We start from the raw sequence: 20086 nt of genomic DNA, 5'->3' as shown, positions 1-20086 counted from the left end.
GCACGTTACGCCAGTCAGCCGGGCAAATCTCAGAGTTCAAGCGTCGCGGCGATCAGGTCGGCGACCGTGCCGGCCATGTGGTGCGCCGCTCCCCCCGCCGACGGCTCGTAGCGATCCGCTACCGGGTCGTACTCGGCGCCGGCGATCGACCCGTGATCGGCGGGCAGCTCGACCAATTGCACCGGCCAGCCGATCCGTTCGAGATCAGCGGCGAAGTCCCTGCTGGCGGTCACGGGCACGACGTCGTCGTCGAGGCCGTGCAGCAGCGTCAGAGGCGAACCGATGTGGTCGCGGGACAGCCCGTCGGTCACGTGTCGGCCCGAGATCGGGTCGGGGGCCATGAAGGCGCCCGCCAGGCAAACCGTATGAGCCAGAACCATGCCGGCCTCCGAGTCGAGCGTCAGGCGGGCCGCCGCAACACCGCCCAGGGACCACCCGACGAGGACCAGACCGTCGGGGCGCCGCCGCCCGGTGAACTGCAGCGATCGCAACAGGTCGCTGCGACCGCCGTCGGGCGCATGGGAATTCCAGTCCGGCACCACCACGGCGGCACCGCGGTCGGCCAGCATCCCCGCCAGCGGCCGGACGGCGGCGCGGGCGTCGGTCTGCATGCCGTGCCAGAGCAGGATCGTGGGCTGCGCCGGATCGCCGAACACATCGGCGAGGCGCCCGGGGTCGTACTCCACCGTTCTCACGGTGACCAGTGTGCCCAAGTGGGGCAACGATCAATCGCGGTCGATCGCCTCAGTTGACCTTCGTCCACGGCGTACAGCCGCGGCTGATGAACTTCGCGACCGCGGGTGCCTCGATTCTCGCGACGAGCACGTTCGCCTGGGTTCCGCTGTCAGCGCTGATCAACTTGCCATCGCTGGTCCAGGTGCTGAAGGTGCAGGCCGCGGCATGATCACCGGGCTCGCCGCGGGCGACGTAGATGCCGTAGGGCAGTTGACCCGGCACCGCGTAGGTGCCCGAACCGTAGATCGGGTCCGCGTGCGCCGAAGGGCATGCGGCACAGGCGATCAACGATGCCGCCGCCATCAGCGCCGCCCTGCGGCCGGTGGGGAAACCGCCCAGATTCACGCGAGACTCCTGAAAGCCGGTGGTGGGCGCCTGTCGGCGACCTCCATGCAATCTAACAACGCAAGAATTCCGCAAGTTTGCGGCGTCAGCCTGCGCTTCGTGCCACACCTACTGGTACGTGTACTCCGGGCAGGGCAATGCGGCCCACAACATTTGGGAGGGCGAAGGGCCGCCGCCCGCTCCGCCGCCCTGGCCGCCGGCCATCATCAGCACCCGTGAGCAGTGCCTGGCGATACTGGGACCCATCTTCTGCCCCAACCCGTGATCCGGCGGCCGTACCGTTGATGGATGGCCAGGACTCGCGACACTGACGCCTGTCCGGGCGCGTTGCAGGTGCACGAGGCGGCCGACGGTGCGCTGGTCCGGGTGCGGCTGCCCGGCGGCATGATCACCTCGGACCAGCTCGCGACGCTGGCACACGTCTCGAGCCGGCTCGGCTCCGGCGTGCTGGAGCTGACCGCGCGGGGCAACGTGCAGCTGCGAGGCATCACCGACGTGGCCGCCGCCGCGGAGTTGGTCGCCACGGCCGGTCTGTTGCCGTCGGCCACGCACGAGCGGGTGCGCAACATCGTCGCGTCGCCGCTGTCCGGGCGGGTCGGCGGGTTGGCGGACGTCCGGCCGCTCGTCGGAGCGCTGGACGCCGCGATCCGCGCCGAACCCCGACTGACCGAGCTGGGTGGCCGGTTCTGGTTCAGCCTCGACGACGGCCGCGGCGACGTGTCCGGCCTGCGCGCCGACGCCGGAGTGCAGGTCCTGGACACCGCGTGCGCGCTGCTGCTGGCGGGCCGGGACACCGGGGTGCGGCTGGCGCACGACGACGCCGTCGGCGCCCTGGTCAACATCGGGTTGCGATTCCTAGAGGTGCGCGGAAACGCTTGGCGGGTGGCCGAATTGGGTGACCCGTCACGGCTCTGGCCGGGCGCCGAGCCGCGCGCGGAGTTTCCCGTCGTCACCCGCCCGCCTGTCGGCTGGATGGGGCAGCAGGACGGCCGCGTCGCGCTGGGTGCCGCGGTGCCGCTGGGTGTCCTGTCGGCGCGCGTCGCGGAGTTTCTGGCGGCCGTCGAGGCGCCGCTGGTCATCACGCCGTGGCGCTCGGTGCTGGTCTGCGATCTCACGGAAGAAGTAGCAGAGGTATCAGTCCGCGTGCTTGCGCCGTTGGGCCTGGTTTTCGACGAGAACTCCCCCTGGCTGGGCGTCAGCGCCTGCACCGGCAGCCCCGGCTGCGCGCGCTCAGCCGCCGACGTCCGGGCGGACGCGGCGGCGGCCCTGGCCGTTGACACTGGCGTGCACCGCCACTTCGTCGGCTGCGAACGGGCATGCGGCCGTCCGCCGGCCGGTGACGTGCTGCTGGCAACCGGAGACGGCTACCGTCCGCTCCGGCCGTAGGGTGGGCGGGTGCTCGAGTACGTCCGCGACGCCGACGAGATCTACCGCCAGTCGTTCGCAACCATCCGGGCCGAAGCTCACCTGACGCAATTCCCCGACGACGTCGCCCGGGTGGTGGTCCGGCTGATCCACACCTGCGGGCAGGTCGACCTCACCGAGCACATCGCCTACACCGACGACGTCGTGCCGCGGGCCGCCGCCGCCCTGCGGGCCGGAGCCCCGGTGTTGTGCGACTCGTCGATGGTGGCCGCCGGCATCACCACCGCGCGACTGCCCGCCGACAACCAGGTGGTGTCGCTGGTCGCCGATCTCCGCGCCGCCGACTTGGCCGCCCGCAGGCGGACCACCCGCTCCGCCGCCGGCGTGGAGCTGTGGGCCGAGCGGCTGCCCGGCGCCGTGCTGGCGATCGGCAACGCGCCCACCGCGCTGTTCCGGCTGCTCGAACTGCTCGACGAGGGCGTCGCGCCGCCGGTCGCGGTCCTGGGCGGGCCGGTCGGATTCGTCGGGTCCGCGCAGTCCAAGCAGGAGCTCATCGACCGCCCGCGCGGCATGTCGTATCTGGTGGTGCGGGGCCGTCGCGGCGGGAGCGCCATGGCCGCCGCGGCCGTCAACGCGATCGCCGGCGGATGACCACGCGGGGCACGCTGTGGGGAGTCGGGTTGGGGCCCGGCGACCCCGAGCTGGTGACGGTCAAGGCCGCCCGGGTGATCGGCGAGGCCGATGTGGTGGCCTATCACAGCGCGCGGCACGGCCGCAGCATCGCGCGCGGCATCGCCGAACCGTATCTGCGGCCCGGCCAACTCGAGGAGCACCTGATCTACCCGGTGACCACCGAGACGACCGATCATCCCGGCGGCTACGCCGGCGCACTCGAGGACTTCTACGCCCAGGCCACCGAGCGGATCGCCGCGCACCTGGACGCGGGGCGCAACGTGGCGCTGCTCGCCGAGGGCGATCCGCTGTTCTACAGCTCCTACATGCATCTGCATACGCGGCTGACGCAGCGGTTCGACGCGGTCATCGTGCCCGGCGTGACCTCGGTGAGCGCCGCCGCGGCGGCCGTCGCGACGCCGCTGGTGGCCGGCGACGAGGTGCTGGCGGTGCTGCCGGGCACCCTGCCGGTCGCGGAGCTGACCCGGCGGCTCGCGGACGCGGACGCGGCCGTCGTACTGAAACTCGGGCGCTCGTATCACAATGTCCGCGAAGCGCTTTCGCTGTCTGGCCAGCTGGACGAAGCCTTCTATGTGGAACGAGCCAGCACACCGGGGCAACAAGTGCTACCGGCCGCCGACGTCGACGAGACCAGCGTGCCGTACTTCTCGCTGGCCATGCTGCCAGGTGGTCGGCGGCGGCCCGCGTTGGCCGGAACCGTCGCGGTGGTGGGCCTCGGGCCCGGCGACGTCGACTGGATGACCCCGCAGAGCCGACGGGAGCTGACCGCCGCGACGGACCTGATCGGGTACGCCGGCTACCTGGACCGCGTCCCGGTGCGCGACGGTCAGCGCCGGCATCCCAGCGACAACACCGACGAACCCGCGCGGGCGCGCCTGGCCTGCTCGCTGGCCGAGCAGGGGCACGCGGTGGCGGTCGTGTCGTCGGGAGACCCTGGCGTGTTCGCGATGGCCACCGCCGTGCTGGAAGAGGCGGCGCGGTGGCCCGGCGTGAGGATCCGGGTGATTCCGGCGATGACCGCGGCCCAGGCCGTCGCCAGTCGGGTCGGCGCTCCCCTGGGCCATGACTACGCGGTGCTCTCGCTGTCCGACCGGCTCAAGCCATGGGACGTGATCGCCGCGCGGGTCGCTGCGGCGGCCGCCGCGGACTTGGTCCTGGTCATCTACAACCCGGCGTCCAAGTCGCGAACCTGGCAGGTCGGCGCCGCGCGCGACCTGCTGCTGGCCCACCGCGAACCCGGCACGCCGGTGGTGATCGGCCGCAACGTGTCGGGCCCCGACGAGCAGGTGCGCGTGGTGCGACTGGCCGACCTGGACCCCGCCGACGTGGACATGCGCTGCCTGCTGATCGTCGGGTCTTCCCAGACCCAATGGCATTCCAGCGGTTCCGGCGACACGGTGTTCACCCCGCGGCGTTACCCGGGCTAGGGGCCCGGCGAGCAGACGGGCGCTCGCGCGCTCAATCGCCGAGCGCGGACGCGACGACGGTGGCCGCGGCGGCGACAAACCCGTCGTTGGGCTGCGCGCCATAGCCCCCGCCGACGAAATCGGCGTAGACCGCCACGACGTGCGGCACATTGCTGGGCGACCAGACCACCGCGACGTCGTTGGTCCGCCCGTAGTCGCCGGACCCGGTCTTATCGATCACTCGCCAATCGGCGGGGAAGCCCGCGCGGATCCGCTTGGCGCCGGTGGTGCAGCGCGCCATCCAATCGGTGAGCAGCGCCCGCTTGTCGGACGGCAGGGCGTCGCCTAGGACGATCTTCTGGAAAACCCCCGCCATCGCCCGCGGGGTGGTGGTGTCCCGCTCGTCATCCGGGGCGTCGCGGTTGAGTTCGGGTTCGGCCTGATCCAGGCGGCTCACGGTGTCGCCCAGGCCGCGCAGGTACGCGGTGAATGCCGCGGGGCCGCCGAGATCGGCGAGCAACAGGTTGGCGGCGGTGCCGTCGCTGTACCGGATCGCGGCATCGCAGAGCTGCTTGATCGTCATGCCGTTATGGACGTGTTGCTCGGTCACCGGCGAGACCGACCGGATGTCGTCGTGGGTGTAGGTGACGACCTTGTCCAGATGGGCGAGCGGATTGGCACTGAGCACCGCCGCGACCAGCGGCGCCTTGAAAGTCGAGCAGAACGCGAACCGCTCGTCGGCCCGGTAGGCGATCTCGGGAGTGGCGCCGCTTGCCGGCACATATATGCCGAGTCGGCCTTCGTGCTGGCGTTCGAGCTGGTCAAAGCGATGAGCCAGGTCCGAAGCCGGCACCACCCCGGTCGGCGTCGAGGCGGCGCGGCCGCCCCCGGCGGTTCGAGCGCACGCCGCCAGCGGCATGAGCAGAGCGGCCGCGAGCACCTGGCGTCGGGTATGACCGTGATTCACGCATTGCGTGAAAAGGCGTGTCACAAGTCCACATTAAAGCGAGTCGCCGGCATTTCTATGAATACGGTTGGCACCGGGGCTCTACGACGACCAGTCGTAGACTCGCCGCGCCCACCCGTTTAAGGTTGATCCCCATGAGCGCGCGCAGCGACGACGAGGCCGTTACCGCGCTCGCCTTGGCCGCCGCTCGCGGAAACCAGCAGGCACTCGAAGCGTTCATCAAGGCCACGCAGCAGGATGTGCGGCGCTTTGTCGCCTACCTGTCGGACGTGGGCCACGCGGACGACCTCGCCCAAGAAACCTTCCTGCGGGCGATCGGTGCCATCCAGCGATTCTCCGGGCGCTCCAGCGCGCGCACCTGGCTACTGGCCATCGCCCGCCGCGTCGTCGCCGATCACATCCGCCAGGCGCGGTCGCGACCCCGCACCGCGCACGGCGCCGATCCCGAGCGCGCGCTCGAGGGCAATCGCCACGCCCGCGGCTTCGAGGACCTCGTCGAGGTGACGACCATGATCGGCGGGCTGATCACCGAGCAGCGCGAGGCCCTGTTGCTCACGCAGCTACTGGGCCTGTCCTACGCCGACGCCGCGGCGGTCTGCGGCTGCCCGGTGGGCACGATCCGGTCCCGCGTGGCCCGCGCCCGCGACGCGCTGCTGGCCGACGGGGAACGCGACGACCTGACCGGCTAAGTTCGGCGGGCGACCCAGTCGACGGCCTCGTCGACGGTCCCAACCGAGGCCACCCCCGTCGGCAACGTCGGACGCGCCACCATCACCACCGGAATATCCAGTGCGGCAGCGGCATCCAACTTCGACCGGGTCATCTCGCCGCCGCTGTTCTTGGTGACCAGGGCGTCGATGCGGTGCTCGGTGAGCAGCCGCAACTCGTCGTCGTAGCGATAAGGCCCGCGGGACAGCAACAGTCGGTGCTGCCGCGGCAGGCAGGTGTTATCCGGGGCGGTGACCGTCCGGATCAGAAACCACGCGTCGCTGTCGGCGAAGGCGTTGACGCCCGAACGCCCGGTCGTCAGAAATACGCGCGAATAGCCTTGTTCGGCAATGGTTTGCGCGGCGTGAGTGTCGGAGCCGACGACAGTGGCGGCTCCGGGGTCCCACGGCGGGCGCGCCAGCACCAGATGCGGCATCCCCAGTTCGCGGCAGGCCTGGGCGGCGTGGGCGGTCATGGTGGCCGCGAACGGGTGGGTGGCGTCGACGACGGCGTCGATGCGTTCGTCGCGCAGCCACCGCCGCAGCCCCTCGACGCCGCCGAAACCGCCGACGCGCACGGCGCCGACCGGCAGCGCGGGGTCCGGTACCCGGCCGGCCAGCGAACTGACGACGTCGACCTCCGGATGCAGGCGTTTCGCCAGCGCCCGCGCCTCGGCGGTGCCGCCGAGCAGCAGCATCCGCATCAGTGCGCCTCGAGGCGCGCCGCCGAGTACAGGTAGCTGTCGGTGAATCCCTCGGCGGACAGCACATCGCCGACGACGATGACGGCGGTCTTGGTGATGTTCGCGTCGTGCATCTGCCCGGCGATGTCGGCCAGCGTGCACCGCAGCACGGTCTGCTCCGGTCGGCTGGCGAAAGCCACTACCGCCGCGGGCGTTTCGGGCTGGTAGCCGCCGTCGAGCAGTTGCGGGACGATGCTGTCGATCTGAGCCGCCGCCAAATGCAGGACCAGGGTGGCGCCGGAGCGGGCCAGGGCGGCCAGATCCTCCCCGGGCGGCATCGGCGTCGACAGCGTCGAGATTCTGGTCAGCGTCACCGTCTGCGCGACGGCGGGGACCGTCAGTTCACGCTTGAGGACGGCGGCGGCCGCGGCGAAAGCCGGCACGCCCGGCACGATTTCGTAGTCGACACCTCGCGCGTCGAGTCGGCGACACTGCTCCGCCAGCGCGCTGTACAGCGACGGGTCCCCGGAGTGCAGTCGCGCGACGTCGTGACCGGCGGCGTCCGCGTCGACAAGTTCCGCGACAATCTGCTCCAGCGTCAGCGGTCCGGTGTCGACGATCTTCGCGTCCGACGGGCATTGCGCCAGCAGGTCTTTGGACATGATCGAGCCGGCGTACAAACACACCCGGCAACTTTGCAGGAGCCGCTGGCCGCGGACCGTGATCAGGTCGGCGGCACCCGGACCGGCGCCGATGAAGTACACCGTCACCGCGTGGTCACCACCCACTGGGTGACGGGGTGGTGCGGCCGCCAACCGGTGAACCCGCCCAGGGGTTCACCCCGATAATGCTGGAAGCGCCTCAGCTCACCGCCGTGCCGCGAATAAGCCTGCACCAGAAGCGCTTCCGATTCGGCGGTGACCGCGTTAGCAACCAGCCGGCCGCCACTGCCCAGGCGCGCCAGGCAGGCGTCCAGCAGGCCCGGTTGGGTGAGGCCGCCGCCGATGAAAATCGTCGACGGCTCCTCGGCGCCCTCGAACGTGTCCGGCGCTTCGCCGCGCACATCGACGTCGACGCCGTGCGCCGTGGCGTTGAGACCGACACTGGCGCGGCGTCGTTCGTCGCGTTCGAACGCCACCGCGGTGCAGTCGCGCCAGCTTCGGCACCATTCGACCGCGATGCTGCCCGAGCCGGCGCCGACGTCCCATAGCCGCTGGCCGGGCCGCGGGGCCAGCGCCGCGATCGTCACCGCGCGCATGCCGTGCTTGGTGATCTGCCCGTCGTTGACGAAGGCGCCGTCGGGCAGGGGCCGGACCCGCTCGTCGGGCAGGTATCGGACGGCGATCACGTTGAGATCGTCGACGTCGGCGGGCGCGTCGGCGGCCCATTGGGCGGCGGTGCCGTCGCGGCGCCGTTCGTCCGGGGCGCCGAGCCGTTCGAGCACGCTGAACTCGGAGTCACCGCGGCCGTGGTTGGTGAGCAGCGCCGCGAGGTCCTTCGGCGTGTTGCGGCCGCTCGACAGCACGATGGCCCGGCCGCCGCGGCGTACCGCGGTGTGCGGCTTGGCGGTGACCAGGCTGATCACCTCGGTGTCGTGAACGTTCCAGCCCATCCGGGCGCACGCCAGCGTGACCGACGACACGTGCGGCAGCACCGTCACCCTGGCGGCACCGAACAGGCGGATCAGGGTGCCGCCGATGCCGTGCAGCAACGGGTCTCCGCTGGCGACGACGTGAATGTCTTCGGTGATTGGCAGCGCTTGGAGCGCCAGCAACATCGGCGACGGCCACTCGCGGCGCGGGGCCGGGACCGTGTCGTCGAGCAGGTCGAGTTGTCTTCGCGAGCCGTAAATGACTGCGGCTTTGCGCAATTCGCTTGCCGCGGTCGCCGAGAGGCCGGGCATGCCGTCGGCGCCGATGCCCACGACGACGATCATCGCGGCAGCCTGCGCCAGACGAACTGCGGCAGCAGTCGCATCCCGACGAACATTGGCCGCAGCGCCCAGGGGATCCACACGGTACGCCGCCCTTTGGCCAGGGCACGGGCCGTTGCCTTGGCGACCTGCTCCGGCGTGCTGGACAGCGGCGCGGGAGACATACCCTCCGTCATACGCCCGATGACGAATCCGGGGCGGGCGAGCAGCAACCGCACCCCGGTGCCGTGCAGCGCGTCGGCCAGGCCGCCGGCAAACCCATCCAGGCCGGCCTTGGCCGAGCCGTACACATAGTTCGCGCGGCGCACCCGGACCCCGGCCACCGAGGAGAAGACCACCAGCGATCCCCGGCCGGCGGTGCGCATCGCCGCGGCCAGGTGGGTGAGCAGGCTGACCTGAGCGACGTAGTCGGTGTGGACGATGGCGACGGCGTGGGCGGCGTCGGCCTCGGCCCGGGCCTGATCGCCGAGGATTCCGAAGGCGAGCACCGCGGTGCCGATGGGGCCGTGTTCGGTGATGATCGACGCGACGAGCGGGCCGTGCGACGCGACGTCGTCGGCGTCGAACTGGATGGTGTGCACGCTGGTGGCACCGGCCTCGTGGAGCGCGGTGGTTTGCTCGGTGAGCTGGTCGGGTCTGCGTGCGGCCAGCACCAGCGTGGCGCCGGGCGCCAGGCGCCGCGCGAGTTCCATGCCGATCTCGCTGCGGCCGCCGAAAATTACTAGCGGACCTGCGCCCGTGTCGTCCACGGCTGCGATTATCACCTGCGCTAGCGTGGGGAGCGATGGCGAATACCACTACCCGGCTCACGGATGACGCGCTGGCATTTCTGTCCGAGCGTCACCTGGCGATGCTGACCACGCTGCGGGCGGACAATTCCCCGCATGTGGTGGCGGTGGGTTTCACGTTTGATCCCAAGACCCACATCGCGCGCGTCATCACCACCGGCGGATCCCAGAAGGCGGTCAACGCGGACCGCGGCGGGGTGGCCGTGCTCAGCCAGGTCGACGGCGCGCGGTGGTTGTCGTTGGAGGGGCGGTCCAAGGTGAGCAGCGAGGCCGACGCCGTCCGCGATGCCGAGCTGCGGTACGCACAGCGCTATCGCACGCCGAGGCCCAACCCGCGGCGGGTGGTCATCGAGGTGCACGTCGAGCGCGTGCTCGGTTCGTCGGACCTGCTTGACCGCGGTGGCGACGACTAGCTTCTCCTGCCTTTAGCCTTTGGTCTTTGGCCTTTGGCCTTTGGCCGCCGAGTGTCGGGTTATGACACGCTATCCGCGTCAGGGCGTCACACAACCCGACATTCGGACAGCCAACAAGTCGCGCCCAATCCACAGGTGTGCCCGGACTGAATTGACCGACGCGCGCGCCCTCCCTAGCGTCCTCGTCAGCTCACGTGCGACATCGGTTGTCGCCGTGGCGATATCGAAGAGTTGGGAAGGGTAGCGATGTTTGTCGACACCGAATGGCTGCACTCGGGAGCCAACGAATCCCACCGCGCAGGTGGACACGCACGCGACGGGGCCGATCGGCTGTCCGGAGCATCGTTGTCGTCGGTGATGTTTGGCGATTTCGCTGCCGCCGACGTGTTTCACCAGGCGGTCAGCTCGGCGCACGAAGGGCACGTCAAAACCTTGCAGAACCACCACAAGACGCTCACCGGCGTGGGCGATAGGGCTCATCAAGCCGCCACCGAATTCACTGCGATGGACGAGCGTAATGCCGCGGAACTGCGAGTGGGGCCATGCAGCTCCGACACATAAGCGTCCCGCACCTTATCGCCGAAGCTCACGGCGATCCGTGGGCGATCAACCAAAGCCTGCAAGCTGGCCGTCCTGCGCAGATTTCCAGCCTCGCCAACGCATTTCACTCCGCCGGACGATGCAGCGCCGAGGCCGACGACGCATTCCTCGAAGCCAACCGCCGCTTCGAGGCTGCGTGGAATCGCGAGAACGGCGACCATCCGATCAACGACGCCGCCGAGGTGCAGCGCGCCGTCAAATCCCTGCATGTGCAGGCCAACCAGTTGCCAAAGATTGCAATCGATTTGGAGCGTATCGCCGCTGACCTGGCGGAGGCCCAGCGTGCGGCGAGTGGGCAGCTCGCGGACCTGGAAAATCGCTTGCAAAAGCTCGATGACGACATCGGCAAAGCGCTGGACCTCGAACGGAATAGCAACCTCACGGCCGCCCAGCGTAACGACCTTGACACCTCGATATCCCGTCTGGAAGCCGTTGCCATCCGCGACACCAAGGACGCCGTCGGCAAGCTCGAGGCGATCCGCGGCAAATACTCGAATATGTTGCAGTCGTCGCTTTCCACGCTGCGCGTAGATGGATACGTGCCCGAGAACATTCTCGCGCTGGGCGGACCGGATACCCCGTCGAAGGCCGAGCCGGAAGCTAACCGCCGGCAGAACCAAATCGAAGCTTTCACAAAAGAATTCCACCGCGCCCCCGAGTCGCCGGCGGACTGGGAAACGGCCGCCGCTCTCGACCCGCACAGCTACGACCCCAAGAACGGGGGCGTGCCGCCCAAGATCGATGTCCAGCGCATTGAACCGGTGCCCGGCCAAGGCGTGGTGCGCACCAACATCTTCATTCCCGGACACGGGGTGGTAAACCCGCAATTGGACTACCCGCCGTGGCATGAGAACCTCGGCGACAACCGAGGATTCTCCCCCACGGCCGGACCCGAGTCATCCAGGGTCGCAATAAGTGTCGACTACGAGAACGGCATCGTCGTGACTCGCCAGAATCCGTCGGTCGACGCGAAAACCGGCCGAACTGTCGCCGGCACCCCGTCCGTGTCGGCCGTCCAGAAGAGCAACGGCGCGGTGCTGGTCAAGTACAGCGCCGCCGACCCGATGTCACCCGGTGGCGAAGGGCTGGCCAAGGCCACCACGTTCGACGTGAACGGCTCCATCGCCATCGAGCCGTCCCAGACGGGTCCGCGTGTCGGGGGAAATGTGACGAATTTCCCGGCGATCGAGATCTACAGCGACCGCGGGGACGTAACGACTCCCCTCGTCCAGGCCTGGCCGCATTATGTGGACGGGTCGCTAGGCCCAGAGGCGGGTCTCTTCTGGCACAAGCCGATCGGCGACCAGTCGGTCCTGTCGGGGTTTGGCGATCAACGGCCTCACCTGGACCTACCGTTCATCCCGGTTCCCGTCTCTCCGCTGGTCCCCATTCCCGTCCCATTCCCGCTTCCCGCACCCATTCGCATCCCCTTGCCCTGATGCGCGGTGGAGTTGTGCAGGCGCTCAGCAAAGCTGAATTACCCGTGGCATCGATTGGCGATAGCATCACCCAATGCCTGAGAGCCGACTACCCGTTATCGCGTGCACTCGGGGTGCCGCAGGGTTCAAGAGGACGTCGTGACAGGGGGCGATGATCAGCTCAGGATCATTCTCGACCAGCTGGCGAAGGTGCTCGGGCTACCGGCGCCACCGGTCATCGCTCCCGACCAGCTGGCTACCGGTAGCTCGGCGATCAGCCAACTGCTGAAGCTGCTTGGTATCGCGGCTAACGGTGGCGATCCCGGCGACAACCTCGCTGCGCTCACCGGACACGAAGAACGCGAGGCCAAGGCTGCCAGCGCCCTGAGCAAGTTCCCGTCGAACGACCAAGAGTCGTCCGCGCGTCTGGCCGGCGTCGGGGGCCAGAGCGAAATGGGCCAGATGTTCCAGCAGATACCGCAAATGGCGGGCGGTATCGCCGGGGGAATCGCTGGCGCTCTCGGCGGTGCCCTGCAGCCGTTGAGCCAGATCCCGCAGCAGATCGCGCAGGCGGGTCAGCAGGCGATGCAAATGGGCATGGGGGCGCTGCAACATGGCGTCGGCGGGGGCGCGACCGCCGGCGAAGCCATTCCTGCCGACATGCTCGAGGCCGGTGGCGGGAGCGAAGGGTTCGGTGGTGGTGGCAGTGGCGGTGGCGGCGTCGGTCCTGGGACCACTACGCCGACCGCAATGCTCGGGCCGCTGCCAGCGCCATCCGCCGGCACCGTCCCCGCCGCGTCGCACGCGCCGTCCGTGCTGCCACCAGCCCCTGCGGAGTCTTCGAATGCCTCTCGGGGTGGCATGGGCGCGATGCCGCTCATGCCCCCCGGAGCAATGCAGCAGGCGGGAAGCGGCAACGAAGCTAAGCCCGATACCAAGCGCGTGCTCGTGCCATCCGTGAAGAACGGCGCTCCGGTCCAGGGCCGGATCACGACGCCACCCCCCACGCCCGAGGTGATCAAGCGAATCGATGGCAAGCCCGTCGCGACCAGGCGCATTTTGCTGCCGGAACAGAAGCGGGACGATGACGGTGAATCGGGGCGGTAGACGTGGGGAGTCGCCTCGTGAACTCGTAAGCCAAGTTTGCTCCGTGCAGCCGCCCGATCGTATGCCGAGGCCGCTTTACGTGCACGTCGAACAGGCACCTACGGTCTAAGCAGAGTTGCTCCGAGCCATCTGTCGCGGTCGAGGCGAGCTGGCACGTTGCCATTAGCATCTTGGTGGGATCGGTAGAGGCCGGAACAACACGCCTGCGGGCCGAATGAAGATACGATCGCCCGCGTGACCAGTCTGCCAACACCGCCTGCTTCTCCTGCTTGGCCGCAAACGTCGATAACCTATGGCCGCCAGTCACGATCGCTAGTAATAACTTCGCTGGTACTCGCCTTCCTAGCTCTTGGCATCGCTGTCGGCAGCTGGTTGCGGCCTCTGCCGAACACGAAACCTTCAGCGAAGTCAGATCAGCCCAGTTTCAGTGATCAGCAGATTGCCGAAGCTAGGGTCAAGGTTTGCGCTGCGTACAACCAAGTACACAGGGCCGTCCTTATCAACACGGGTCGGAGTGGCGGAAACGACCCCAATGCGCTGCTCGGCGTGGCCGCCAACGCAAGGATCGCCCTATACGACGGCGGCGACTACCTCAAACGAGTCTTAGCTGATCAACCCGCAACTCCACCTGACGTAGCAGATGCTATCCGCCAGTTGGCCACTTCGTATCAAAAACTTGCGATCGACTATATGGCCGAGGCCCCTGATCCTGAAATCGATTCATCGCTTCACTCAGGGGACAAACCCAACGCAGTTTTATCTGAAATTTGCAAGTAGCGATGTTGCCGTATCCTACTCATTTAATTCAGGAGCACTCTGCGCACTACAAAGCCATCGCCATAACGGATGGACCATGCTTGTGGCCTCCAATTCTATGTATGCCAAGGAAGAAATCAATGGTATGAACTAAAACTAACCATCGTAAAGTCAATTGATTTTTTCGATTGAATGGACTGGCCCATAGCCCTGCCAAGCGCCGCGGGAACTCTCCGGCGGTGACTACCGAAATCGCAGATCGGCGATACGATCAGCCCGTGTCCGCTACATCACACCAGCCATCAACGCCAGCTCCGCACCACAAGCTACCTGACGTCACACTGATGACTCCGCGGCGATCGTTGGTTCGCGACGGCGCAAACGTATCCGCACTCAACACAGCTGATCACCCGAGTGAGCACCTGACGCACGGAATCGACTCATCGCCGCGCTTTAAAGACAAAGCGCCTCGGACGATCGGAAACTTGGTCGCATGACCGACCTCCCACCCGGCAAATGGACTCTGACACTGATTGGTGATCAATGGCCCGACTCCACGGATTTGACTACACTTCAGCACGGAAAGAATAATCGCGGAGCTATCAAGACGGACTTCATTAATTTTGAAGACACTCTCCGCAACGCGCGATCAGGTCCGCTTATCGCACAGCGGGGTCATACCGTCGATGATCTAAGAAATGCTTTCCGGCAAGGCGAAGAAAATGCGAAGAAGATCTCTGATAAAAATGGCATCAAGGAAGGTGCATACAGTGCGGCATGCGAAAGCATGCAAAGCCTCCGGGATGACCTAAGAAATTTGGCAGAAGAAGGCAATAATCGAATAAAACAGATTGAAGATTCTCCGGAACCATGTGAAACCAAAGTGGCGCAAATAGTCGCAGCCGTTCAACACTATCGAGCGTTAGCCGGTTTGGCTGCGGCCAAATATTGCGGCAACGTGATCGACGCGATTCAGAGAATCCTCGACCAGGAGGGAAGGCGACAATCTGCCCGTCAATTCGCCCAATCCCACGGGCTGGACCTTAGCACTATGTTCCGCGGGGACCCCGATGAACGAGCCTTGGTGGAGCAGGTGAAAGGTCTCGTGAACGCTGGCTCACAACCCGCGCTTCCGTCAGGCGGGCGGTTACCCAAAGGAATCTTTCCTGCGACGGGAGCGCCGCAAGCGGAAGCTTTACCACCGGCCTTCGGGTCAGGCGGCAAGTTACCCCCAGCCGTCCAGAGCACGGGCGGTGGAGGGCCTACTCAACGAACTGGCACAACTCCCGCAGCGTTTGAATCGGCTGGGCGTCTTCCACAATCCCTGCCCCTCGGGGGCACCGGAACAACACCGGCAGCACCTGCGCATGCGCTGCCTGCATCCGTCTCGGCGCCGACCCCGACTGGCAGCCCTATAACACGATTGTCTGCGGCACCGCAGCTACCGGTATCCGCGGCGCCTAGCCCGTTGGCCGCCCCATCCGCAGCACCACCCGAAGGCATGACCCCAGCTCGCCTCATGCAGAGCTTCGACAAAGGCATGCAGTCGGGCGCGGCTTTCTCGGCACCGGCGGAAGCGGTGCCGCCTGCGCCGGTATCGCATTCGGTTTCGCCGGTGCCCCAATCCCCGCCGCCCACAACCAGTTCCGCCGGCATGAGCGCGTTTGCGCATGCGCAGGCATTCGACTCGCCCCCACCGGTCGCGCACACATCGGTCCCGGAAGCGCCGCCGATAGTTGCCGGGCCAGCCGCCCCACCCGTGCCCGCGGTGACCCCACCGCCACCTCCGTCCGCCGCGCTACCGTCGTACGCATCCGATCTGCGGCCGACGATCCAAGCGGCCGCGACACCGTCGGCGCCGCCGAGCGCCCTGCCTCCATCGGCGACGCCCACCTCGGCGCCGGTACACCCGTCGGCTGGGCACGCGGGCACAGGTCAGCCTGCGGTCGTACGGCAAGCGACGCCTGCGGCACCGTCGACGCCGGCATCGAATATTGCTACCCAAGCGGTCGTCGCCACGGCCGCCGGCGCGGTCACGGGGGCGTCATCGGCCAATGCCACTGCACGCACGCGCCTGCAGCGCCTCGTGGCCGCGGTCGCCCACCAGCAACCCCGACTGGCCTGGGTAGTCGCCGACCGCCCCGACAACACCACCGTGCTGTCAACCGATCTGGCCAGCGGTTGGATCCCGCCCGGCATCGACCTGCCGGCGGCGGTGACGCTGCTGCCTCCGGCGCGACGACGCGGCGACCTGGAAACCATGCTCGGCGAAGTCACCAACGCCGCAAGCTACACCCCGATCCACCACATGCCCGACGACGACGAGCCGATCCCCACGTCGCCGCGTCCTCGACGCGCACCCGACGTCGACGAACTCGGCCCACAACTCGGCCAGGCGACCCAGTGGCGTGACGGGCTACCCCGCCTCGCGCACACCCTGGCCAAGGCCGCGTCCGCCGGCACCGGGGTGCTGGACTCCGAAATCGAACTCCTGCACGAACATCTGGCCGCGGCCAGCACCCGCGTGCTGGATTCCTATCCCGACGACGTGGACGCCACCGATGTTGGCAACTGGCAACTTCTGGCCGCTATCGACGCACTAATCGACGGCGACAAAGCCGCTGCCAATTATCACCTCGCGTGGTTCCAAACCCTCACCGCCGCAACTGGAAACACTTGAGGATCGATCGCGGTCGGCATCACATCCGCCGCTCTTGACGGCCATGTCTTACCGCGTCGCGTTGGAGAAAAAGTTGTCATACCTCGCTGCGATGATGTGGTTATGTCGTCGTTTCCCCCAACGCCTCTTGCGCCTGTGCCGGCAGACAGACCCATGGATCGGCTGGAGGTGTTGTTCGAGGAGCTCGCGGAGTTGGCGGGTCAGCGTAACGCGATCGACGCCCAGATTGTGGCGCGGGTGGCTGAGATTGAGCGCGACGGGTTGTGTGGCATGACCGGGGCGCGCTCGGTCAAGGCGTTGGTGGCCTGGCGGCTGGGTTTGTCGTCGTCGACCGCGTCCACGATCACCACGGTGGCGGGCCGGATTGCGGAGTTCCCTTTGTGCGCCGAAGCGATGGCGCAGGGCCGGTTGTCGCTGGATCAGATCGGCGTCATCGCCGGGGGTGCGGGCGAGGGTTCCGATGAGCATTACGCGGAGCTGGCGGCGGTGGCCACGGTCAACCAATTGCGCACCGCGGTCAAGCTCGAGCCCCGCCCCGACCCCGAACCGCGCCCGGCACCGGAGCCCTCGCTCACCAAGACCGGCACCGAGACGGGCAGTTGTTACCGGATCACGTTGGGCCGGTTGGAGGCGGCGAGGTTTGATGCCGCGCTGGCCTCGCATCGGGATGCGCTGGTCGCGCAGTGGACACGCGACCACACCGACAGCACCGACGAGCAGCGGCCCCCGATCCCTTCCACAGTGGATGCGTTTCTGCGGTTGGTGGACGCCGGCTGGGACGCCGATGCCGCCCAGCGCCCACACAGCGCGCACACCACCGTGGTGGTGCACCTCGATGTCGCTCAGCGTGCGGCCGCGCTGCATTTGGGCCCGCTGCTCTCCGACGCCGAACGCCGGTACCTGACCTGTGATGCGACCTTTGAGGCGTGGTTTGAACGCGACGGACAACCGATCGGGGCGGGGAGGGAGACCCGCCAGATCAGCCGGCGGCTGCGCCGCGCCCTCGAGCACCGCCATCCCACGTGCGCGGTGCCCGGGTGCGGGGCCACCCGCGGCCTGCACGCCCACCACCTCACCCACTGGGAGGACGGCGGCCCCACCGAGCTCTCGAACCTGGTGCTGCTATGCCCGTATCACCACCGCCTGCATCACCGTGGCGGCATCACCATCTCCGGCACCGCCGAGGATCTCAGCGTCACCGACAGCGACGGCCGCACCCTGGACAACCGGTCGCTGGCCCGCCCACCCAACGGACCCCCACCCGATGTCCCACCCTGGAACGGCCCCCTAGGTGAACGCGCCGACTGGTGGTGGTACACACCCTACGAACCGGAAAAGACCGGGACGTAGCGCACCGTGATCGATGCCTTGGCAGCCGCATTGCTCTGCGGCACAGGGGTTGTCGGTTGTTGGCGCTGTGGTGGGCGGCGCCGCCGCGAGAGTCCCCAAATGCGTGGCCTGACCCGCGATTTGACGTGACTTTGAGGGCTCTCGCGGGCCAGCGGGCGGGCGGGGCCCCGCGGCCGTGCACGACATGCCGGCCAGCGCAGCGTGCCGCTGTGCATCTGCGTGCACGGGCAGGCGACGGGGCGGGCATGTGGCGGTTTGCCCGCCTCCGCGCGACACGTTGTCGCTACGAGGCGGGCAAGACGCGATATGCCAATTTTCTTGCGACGCCTGGGGACTCGCGAGCAAGGACGCGGAGGGCGGCGCCGCCGCGAGCGACCCCAAATTCGAGGCCCCACCCGCAGTTTCACGCAAATTTGAGCGCCCTCGCGGGCCAGCGGCGGGCGGGCCCCGGCGACGGTGCACGAAATACCGGCCAGCACAGCGTGCCGCCGCACATCGGCGCACACTCGCGGGCACGCGACCGCCGGCATGTGCCTGCTCGCCCGCCTCCGCGCGACACGTTGTCGCTACGAGGCGGGCAAAACTCCATATGCCAATTTTCTTGTGACGCCTGGGGACCCGCGAGCAAGGACGCGGCGGGCGGCGCCGCCGCGAGCGACCCCAAATTCGAGGCCTCACACGCAATTTCACGCAAATTTGAGCGCCCTCGCGGGCCAGCGGCGGGCAGGCCCCCGCGGCCGTGCACGAAATACTGGCTAGCACAGCGTTCCGCCGCATATCGGCGCAACACTCGCGGACACGCGACAAGCTGTCGCTACGAGGCGGGCAAAAGGCTATATGCCGATTTTCTTATGACGCCAGGGACGCGGAGGGCAGCGTGATCACCGGAGGGCAGCGTGATCAGCCCCCGGTGCTCGCGCAGGGTGTCGCCGGCGACATGGAGGCCGATCACGCGCTCGTCGCACACACGTACTCACACGCGACGAGGCACTTTCACGTGTGCAAGCGGTAGCGAAGTCAAGAGACCGGCACCACGACCAGCTCGTGCGGCCGGTTATTGACCGACAGCGCACCGTCCGCGGTGACGATCACGATGTCCTCGATGCGGGCACCCCATCGGCCCGGGAAGTAGATGCCCGGCTCCACGGAGAAGGCCATACCCTCGGTCAGCGGCAGGTCGTTGCCGGCGACGATATAGGGCTCCTCGTGCACTGACAGCCCGATGCCGTGCCCGGTCCGGTGCACGAAATACTCCGCCAGGCCGGCGTCGGCCAGCACGTCGCGCGCCGCCGCGTCGACCTGTTCGGCGGTCACTCCAGGGCGAACCGCGTCCAGGGCCGCCTGCTGCGCCCGTTGCAGCACCGAATACTGCTGCGCCACTTCGGCATCAGGCTCACCGAGGCTGTACGTCCGAGTGGAGTCGGAATGGTATCCGGGCTGATACGAGCCGCCGATGTCGACGACGACAACGTCCCCGACCTGCAGTTCGCGATCCGAATGGCGGTGGTGTGGATCCGCGCCGTGCGGGCCGGACCCGACGATAATGAATGAAACGTCCGAATGCCCCTCGGCGACAATCGCTTCGGCGATGTCGCGAGCCACCTCGGCCTCGGTCCGCCCAGGCCGCAGAAAGTCCGGCACCCGGGCTTGCACCCGGTCGATGGCCGCACCCGCCTTGCGCAGCACGTCGATCTCGCCGGCCTCCTTGACCATCCGCAGCGAGCGCAGCACGTCGGTGGCCAGCACCGGCGGCACGCCCAGCACCGTGCTCAGCGGCACGAGGTGCAACGCGGGCATACCGTCGCTGACTGCCGCCGCGGCCGGGGCACCGCCCAGGGCGGCGCTAACCAGCTGATAGGGGTCATCACCGTCGACCCAATCCCGCACCTTTAGGCCCAGTTCCGCGATCGGCGACCCCCGCAGCGAGGCCAGCTCCAGCCGCGGCACCACGACCGTCGGCTCCCCGGTGGCAGGCACCACCAGCGCGGTCAGCCGCTCGAACGTCTCCGCCCGCGAACCCACCAGGTACCGCAGGTCGTAGCCCGGCGTGATCACCAGGCCGGCCAGCCCGGCCTCGGCGGTGGCGGCGGCTGCCGCGCCCAGCCGTCGGGCATACACCGCAGCGTCAAAGGAATCCATG

At 68.1% G+C, this 20086-nt stretch carries 20 protein-coding genes; 12 read left to right on the top strand and 8 right to left on the bottom strand.

The genetic code is table 11. The features are described 5' to 3' along the window. Positions 1 to 29: 29 nt before the first annotated feature. Both AC5Y5V_RS10180 and AC5Y5V_RS10175 read right to left on the bottom strand, forming a co-directional pair. Positions 30 to 695: an alpha/beta hydrolase gene (locus AC5Y5V_RS10180; protein WP_499933669.1), complete on the bottom strand. Its 666-nt coding sequence runs from the start codon at positions 693 to 695 to the stop codon at positions 30 to 32. A 49-nt stretch (positions 696 to 744) separates the two neighbouring features. Beyond that, positions 745 to 1080 carry an Rv1352/Rv1906c domain-containing protein gene (locus tag AC5Y5V_RS10175; RefSeq protein WP_499933667.1) on the bottom strand — a complete coding sequence of 112 codons (336 nt, stop codon included), beginning with the start codon at positions 1078 to 1080 and terminating at the stop codon, positions 745 to 747. 288 nt (positions 1081 to 1368) lie between these two features. Here AC5Y5V_RS10175 and cobG point away from each other — a divergent pair, with 288 nt between their 5' ends. Genes cobG through AC5Y5V_RS10160 form a run of 3 tightly spaced genes read left to right on the top strand, consistent with a single transcriptional unit; the run spans position 1369 to position 4565 of the window. After that, positions 1369 to 2466: a precorrin-3B synthase gene (gene cobG / locus AC5Y5V_RS10170; RefSeq protein ID WP_499933665.1), complete on the top strand. Its 1098-nt coding sequence runs from the start codon at positions 1369 to 1371 to the stop codon at positions 2464 to 2466. Between the two features lie 9 nt (positions 2467 to 2475). Continuing rightward, on the top strand, positions 2476 to 3096 hold the full coding sequence (locus AC5Y5V_RS10165; RefSeq protein ID WP_499933662.1) for a precorrin-8X methylmutase: 621 nt from the start codon (positions 2476 to 2478) through the stop codon (positions 3094 to 3096). Next, a complete protein-coding gene (locus AC5Y5V_RS10160; RefSeq protein ID WP_499933659.1) occupies positions 3093 to 4565 on the top strand; it encodes a precorrin-2 C(20)-methyltransferase in 1473 nt (490 codons plus the stop codon). Before AC5Y5V_RS10165 ends, AC5Y5V_RS10160 begins: the two co-directional genes overlap by 4 nt. 31 nt (positions 4566 to 4596) lie before the next feature. On the opposite strand, the gene bla is transcribed toward AC5Y5V_RS10160, so the two are convergent. Next, positions 4597 to 5463 (bottom strand): class A beta-lactamase, encoded by an 867-nt coding sequence (bla, locus tag AC5Y5V_RS10155; RefSeq protein WP_499934181.1) that lies wholly within the window; start codon positions 5461 to 5463, stop codon positions 4597 to 4599. Between the two features lie 182 nt (positions 5464 to 5645). Here bla and sigC point away from each other — a divergent pair, with 182 nt between their 5' ends. Beyond that, entirely contained in the window at positions 5646 to 6200 is a 555-nt protein-coding gene (gene sigC, locus AC5Y5V_RS10150; RefSeq protein ID WP_499933656.1) for an RNA polymerase sigma factor SigC, read from the top strand. Here sigC and AC5Y5V_RS10145 read toward each other — a convergent pair. From AC5Y5V_RS10145 to dprE2, 4 genes are read right to left on the bottom strand one after another with little or no spacing between them, the layout of a single operon-like run. Continuing rightward, complete coding sequence (locus tag AC5Y5V_RS10145; protein WP_499934178.1) at positions 6197 to 6925, bottom strand: cobalt-precorrin-6A reductase; 729 nt, start codon at positions 6923 to 6925, stop codon at positions 6197 to 6199. The genes sigC and AC5Y5V_RS10145 overlap by 4 nt on opposite strands. Beyond that, positions 6922 to 7671, bottom strand: coding sequence for a precorrin-4 C(11)-methyltransferase (gene cobM / locus AC5Y5V_RS10140; RefSeq protein ID WP_499934173.1), 750 nt, complete (start codon positions 7669 to 7671; stop codon positions 6922 to 6924). Before cobM ends, AC5Y5V_RS10145 begins: the two co-directional genes overlap by 4 nt. Further along, positions 7668 to 8837, bottom strand: coding sequence for a precorrin-6y C5,15-methyltransferase (decarboxylating) subunit CbiE (cbiE, locus tag AC5Y5V_RS10135; RefSeq protein ID WP_499933652.1), 1170 nt, complete (start codon positions 8835 to 8837; stop codon positions 7668 to 7670). The genes cobM and cbiE overlap by 4 nt, the downstream gene beginning before the upstream one ends. Further along, complete coding sequence (gene dprE2, locus AC5Y5V_RS10130) at positions 8834 to 9583, bottom strand: decaprenylphospho-beta-D-erythro-pentofuranosid-2-ulose 2-reductase (RefSeq protein WP_499933650.1); 750 nt, start codon at positions 9581 to 9583, stop codon at positions 8834 to 8836. The genes cbiE and dprE2 overlap by 4 nt, the downstream gene beginning before the upstream one ends. 35 nt (positions 9584 to 9618) lie before the next feature. Between dprE2 and AC5Y5V_RS10125 the strand changes: the two genes are divergently transcribed. The 8 genes from AC5Y5V_RS10125 (at position 9619) to AC5Y5V_RS10090 (ending at position 18958) form a co-directional block, all read left to right on the top strand. Beyond that, positions 9619 to 10035, top strand: a complete 417-nt coding sequence (locus AC5Y5V_RS10125) for a F420-dependent biliverdin reductase (protein ID WP_499933648.1) — start codon at positions 9619 to 9621, stop codon at positions 10033 to 10035. 246 nt (positions 10036 to 10281) lie between these two features. Beyond that, entirely contained in the window at positions 10282 to 10596 is a 315-nt protein-coding gene (locus AC5Y5V_RS10120; protein ID WP_499933645.1) for a DUF2563 family protein, read from the top strand. Further along, a complete protein-coding gene (locus AC5Y5V_RS10115) occupies positions 10578 to 12074 on the top strand; it encodes a putative alpha/beta hydrolase (RefSeq protein WP_499933643.1) in 1497 nt (498 codons plus the stop codon). Before AC5Y5V_RS10120 ends, AC5Y5V_RS10115 begins: the two co-directional genes overlap by 19 nt. 138 nt (positions 12075 to 12212) lie before the next feature. Next, a complete protein-coding gene (locus AC5Y5V_RS10110) occupies positions 12213 to 13160 on the top strand; it encodes a hypothetical protein (protein WP_499933641.1) in 948 nt (315 codons plus the stop codon). 234 nt (positions 13161 to 13394) lie between these two features. Then, entirely contained in the window at positions 13395 to 13937 is a 543-nt protein-coding gene (locus AC5Y5V_RS10105) for a hypothetical protein (protein WP_499933639.1), read from the top strand. Between the two features lie 472 nt (positions 13938 to 14409). After that, entirely contained in the window at positions 14410 to 16596 is a 2187-nt protein-coding gene (locus AC5Y5V_RS10100; protein WP_499933637.1) for a DUF5631 domain-containing protein, read from the top strand. A gap of 153 nt (positions 16597 to 16749) precedes the next feature. Then, on the top strand, positions 16750 to 17946 hold the full coding sequence (locus tag AC5Y5V_RS10095; RefSeq protein ID WP_499933635.1) for an HNH endonuclease signature motif containing protein: 1197 nt from the start codon (positions 16750 to 16752) through the stop codon (positions 17944 to 17946). A gap of 877 nt (positions 17947 to 18823) precedes the next feature. Beyond that, positions 18824 to 18958, top strand: a complete 135-nt coding sequence (locus AC5Y5V_RS10090) for a hypothetical protein (RefSeq protein WP_499933632.1) — start codon at positions 18824 to 18826, stop codon at positions 18956 to 18958. Positions 18959 to 18963: 5 nt separating this feature from the next. On the opposite strand, the gene AC5Y5V_RS10085 is transcribed toward AC5Y5V_RS10090, so the two are convergent. Further along, positions 18964 to 20085, bottom strand: coding sequence for a M24 family metallopeptidase (locus AC5Y5V_RS10085; RefSeq protein WP_499933628.1), 1122 nt, complete (start codon positions 20083 to 20085; stop codon positions 18964 to 18966). Position 20086 lies beyond the last annotated feature (1 nt).

The sequence above is a fragment of the Mycobacterium sp. NGS68 genome, assembly GCF_059812195.1.
This window is presented reverse-complemented; position numbering and strand designations above follow the sequence as displayed.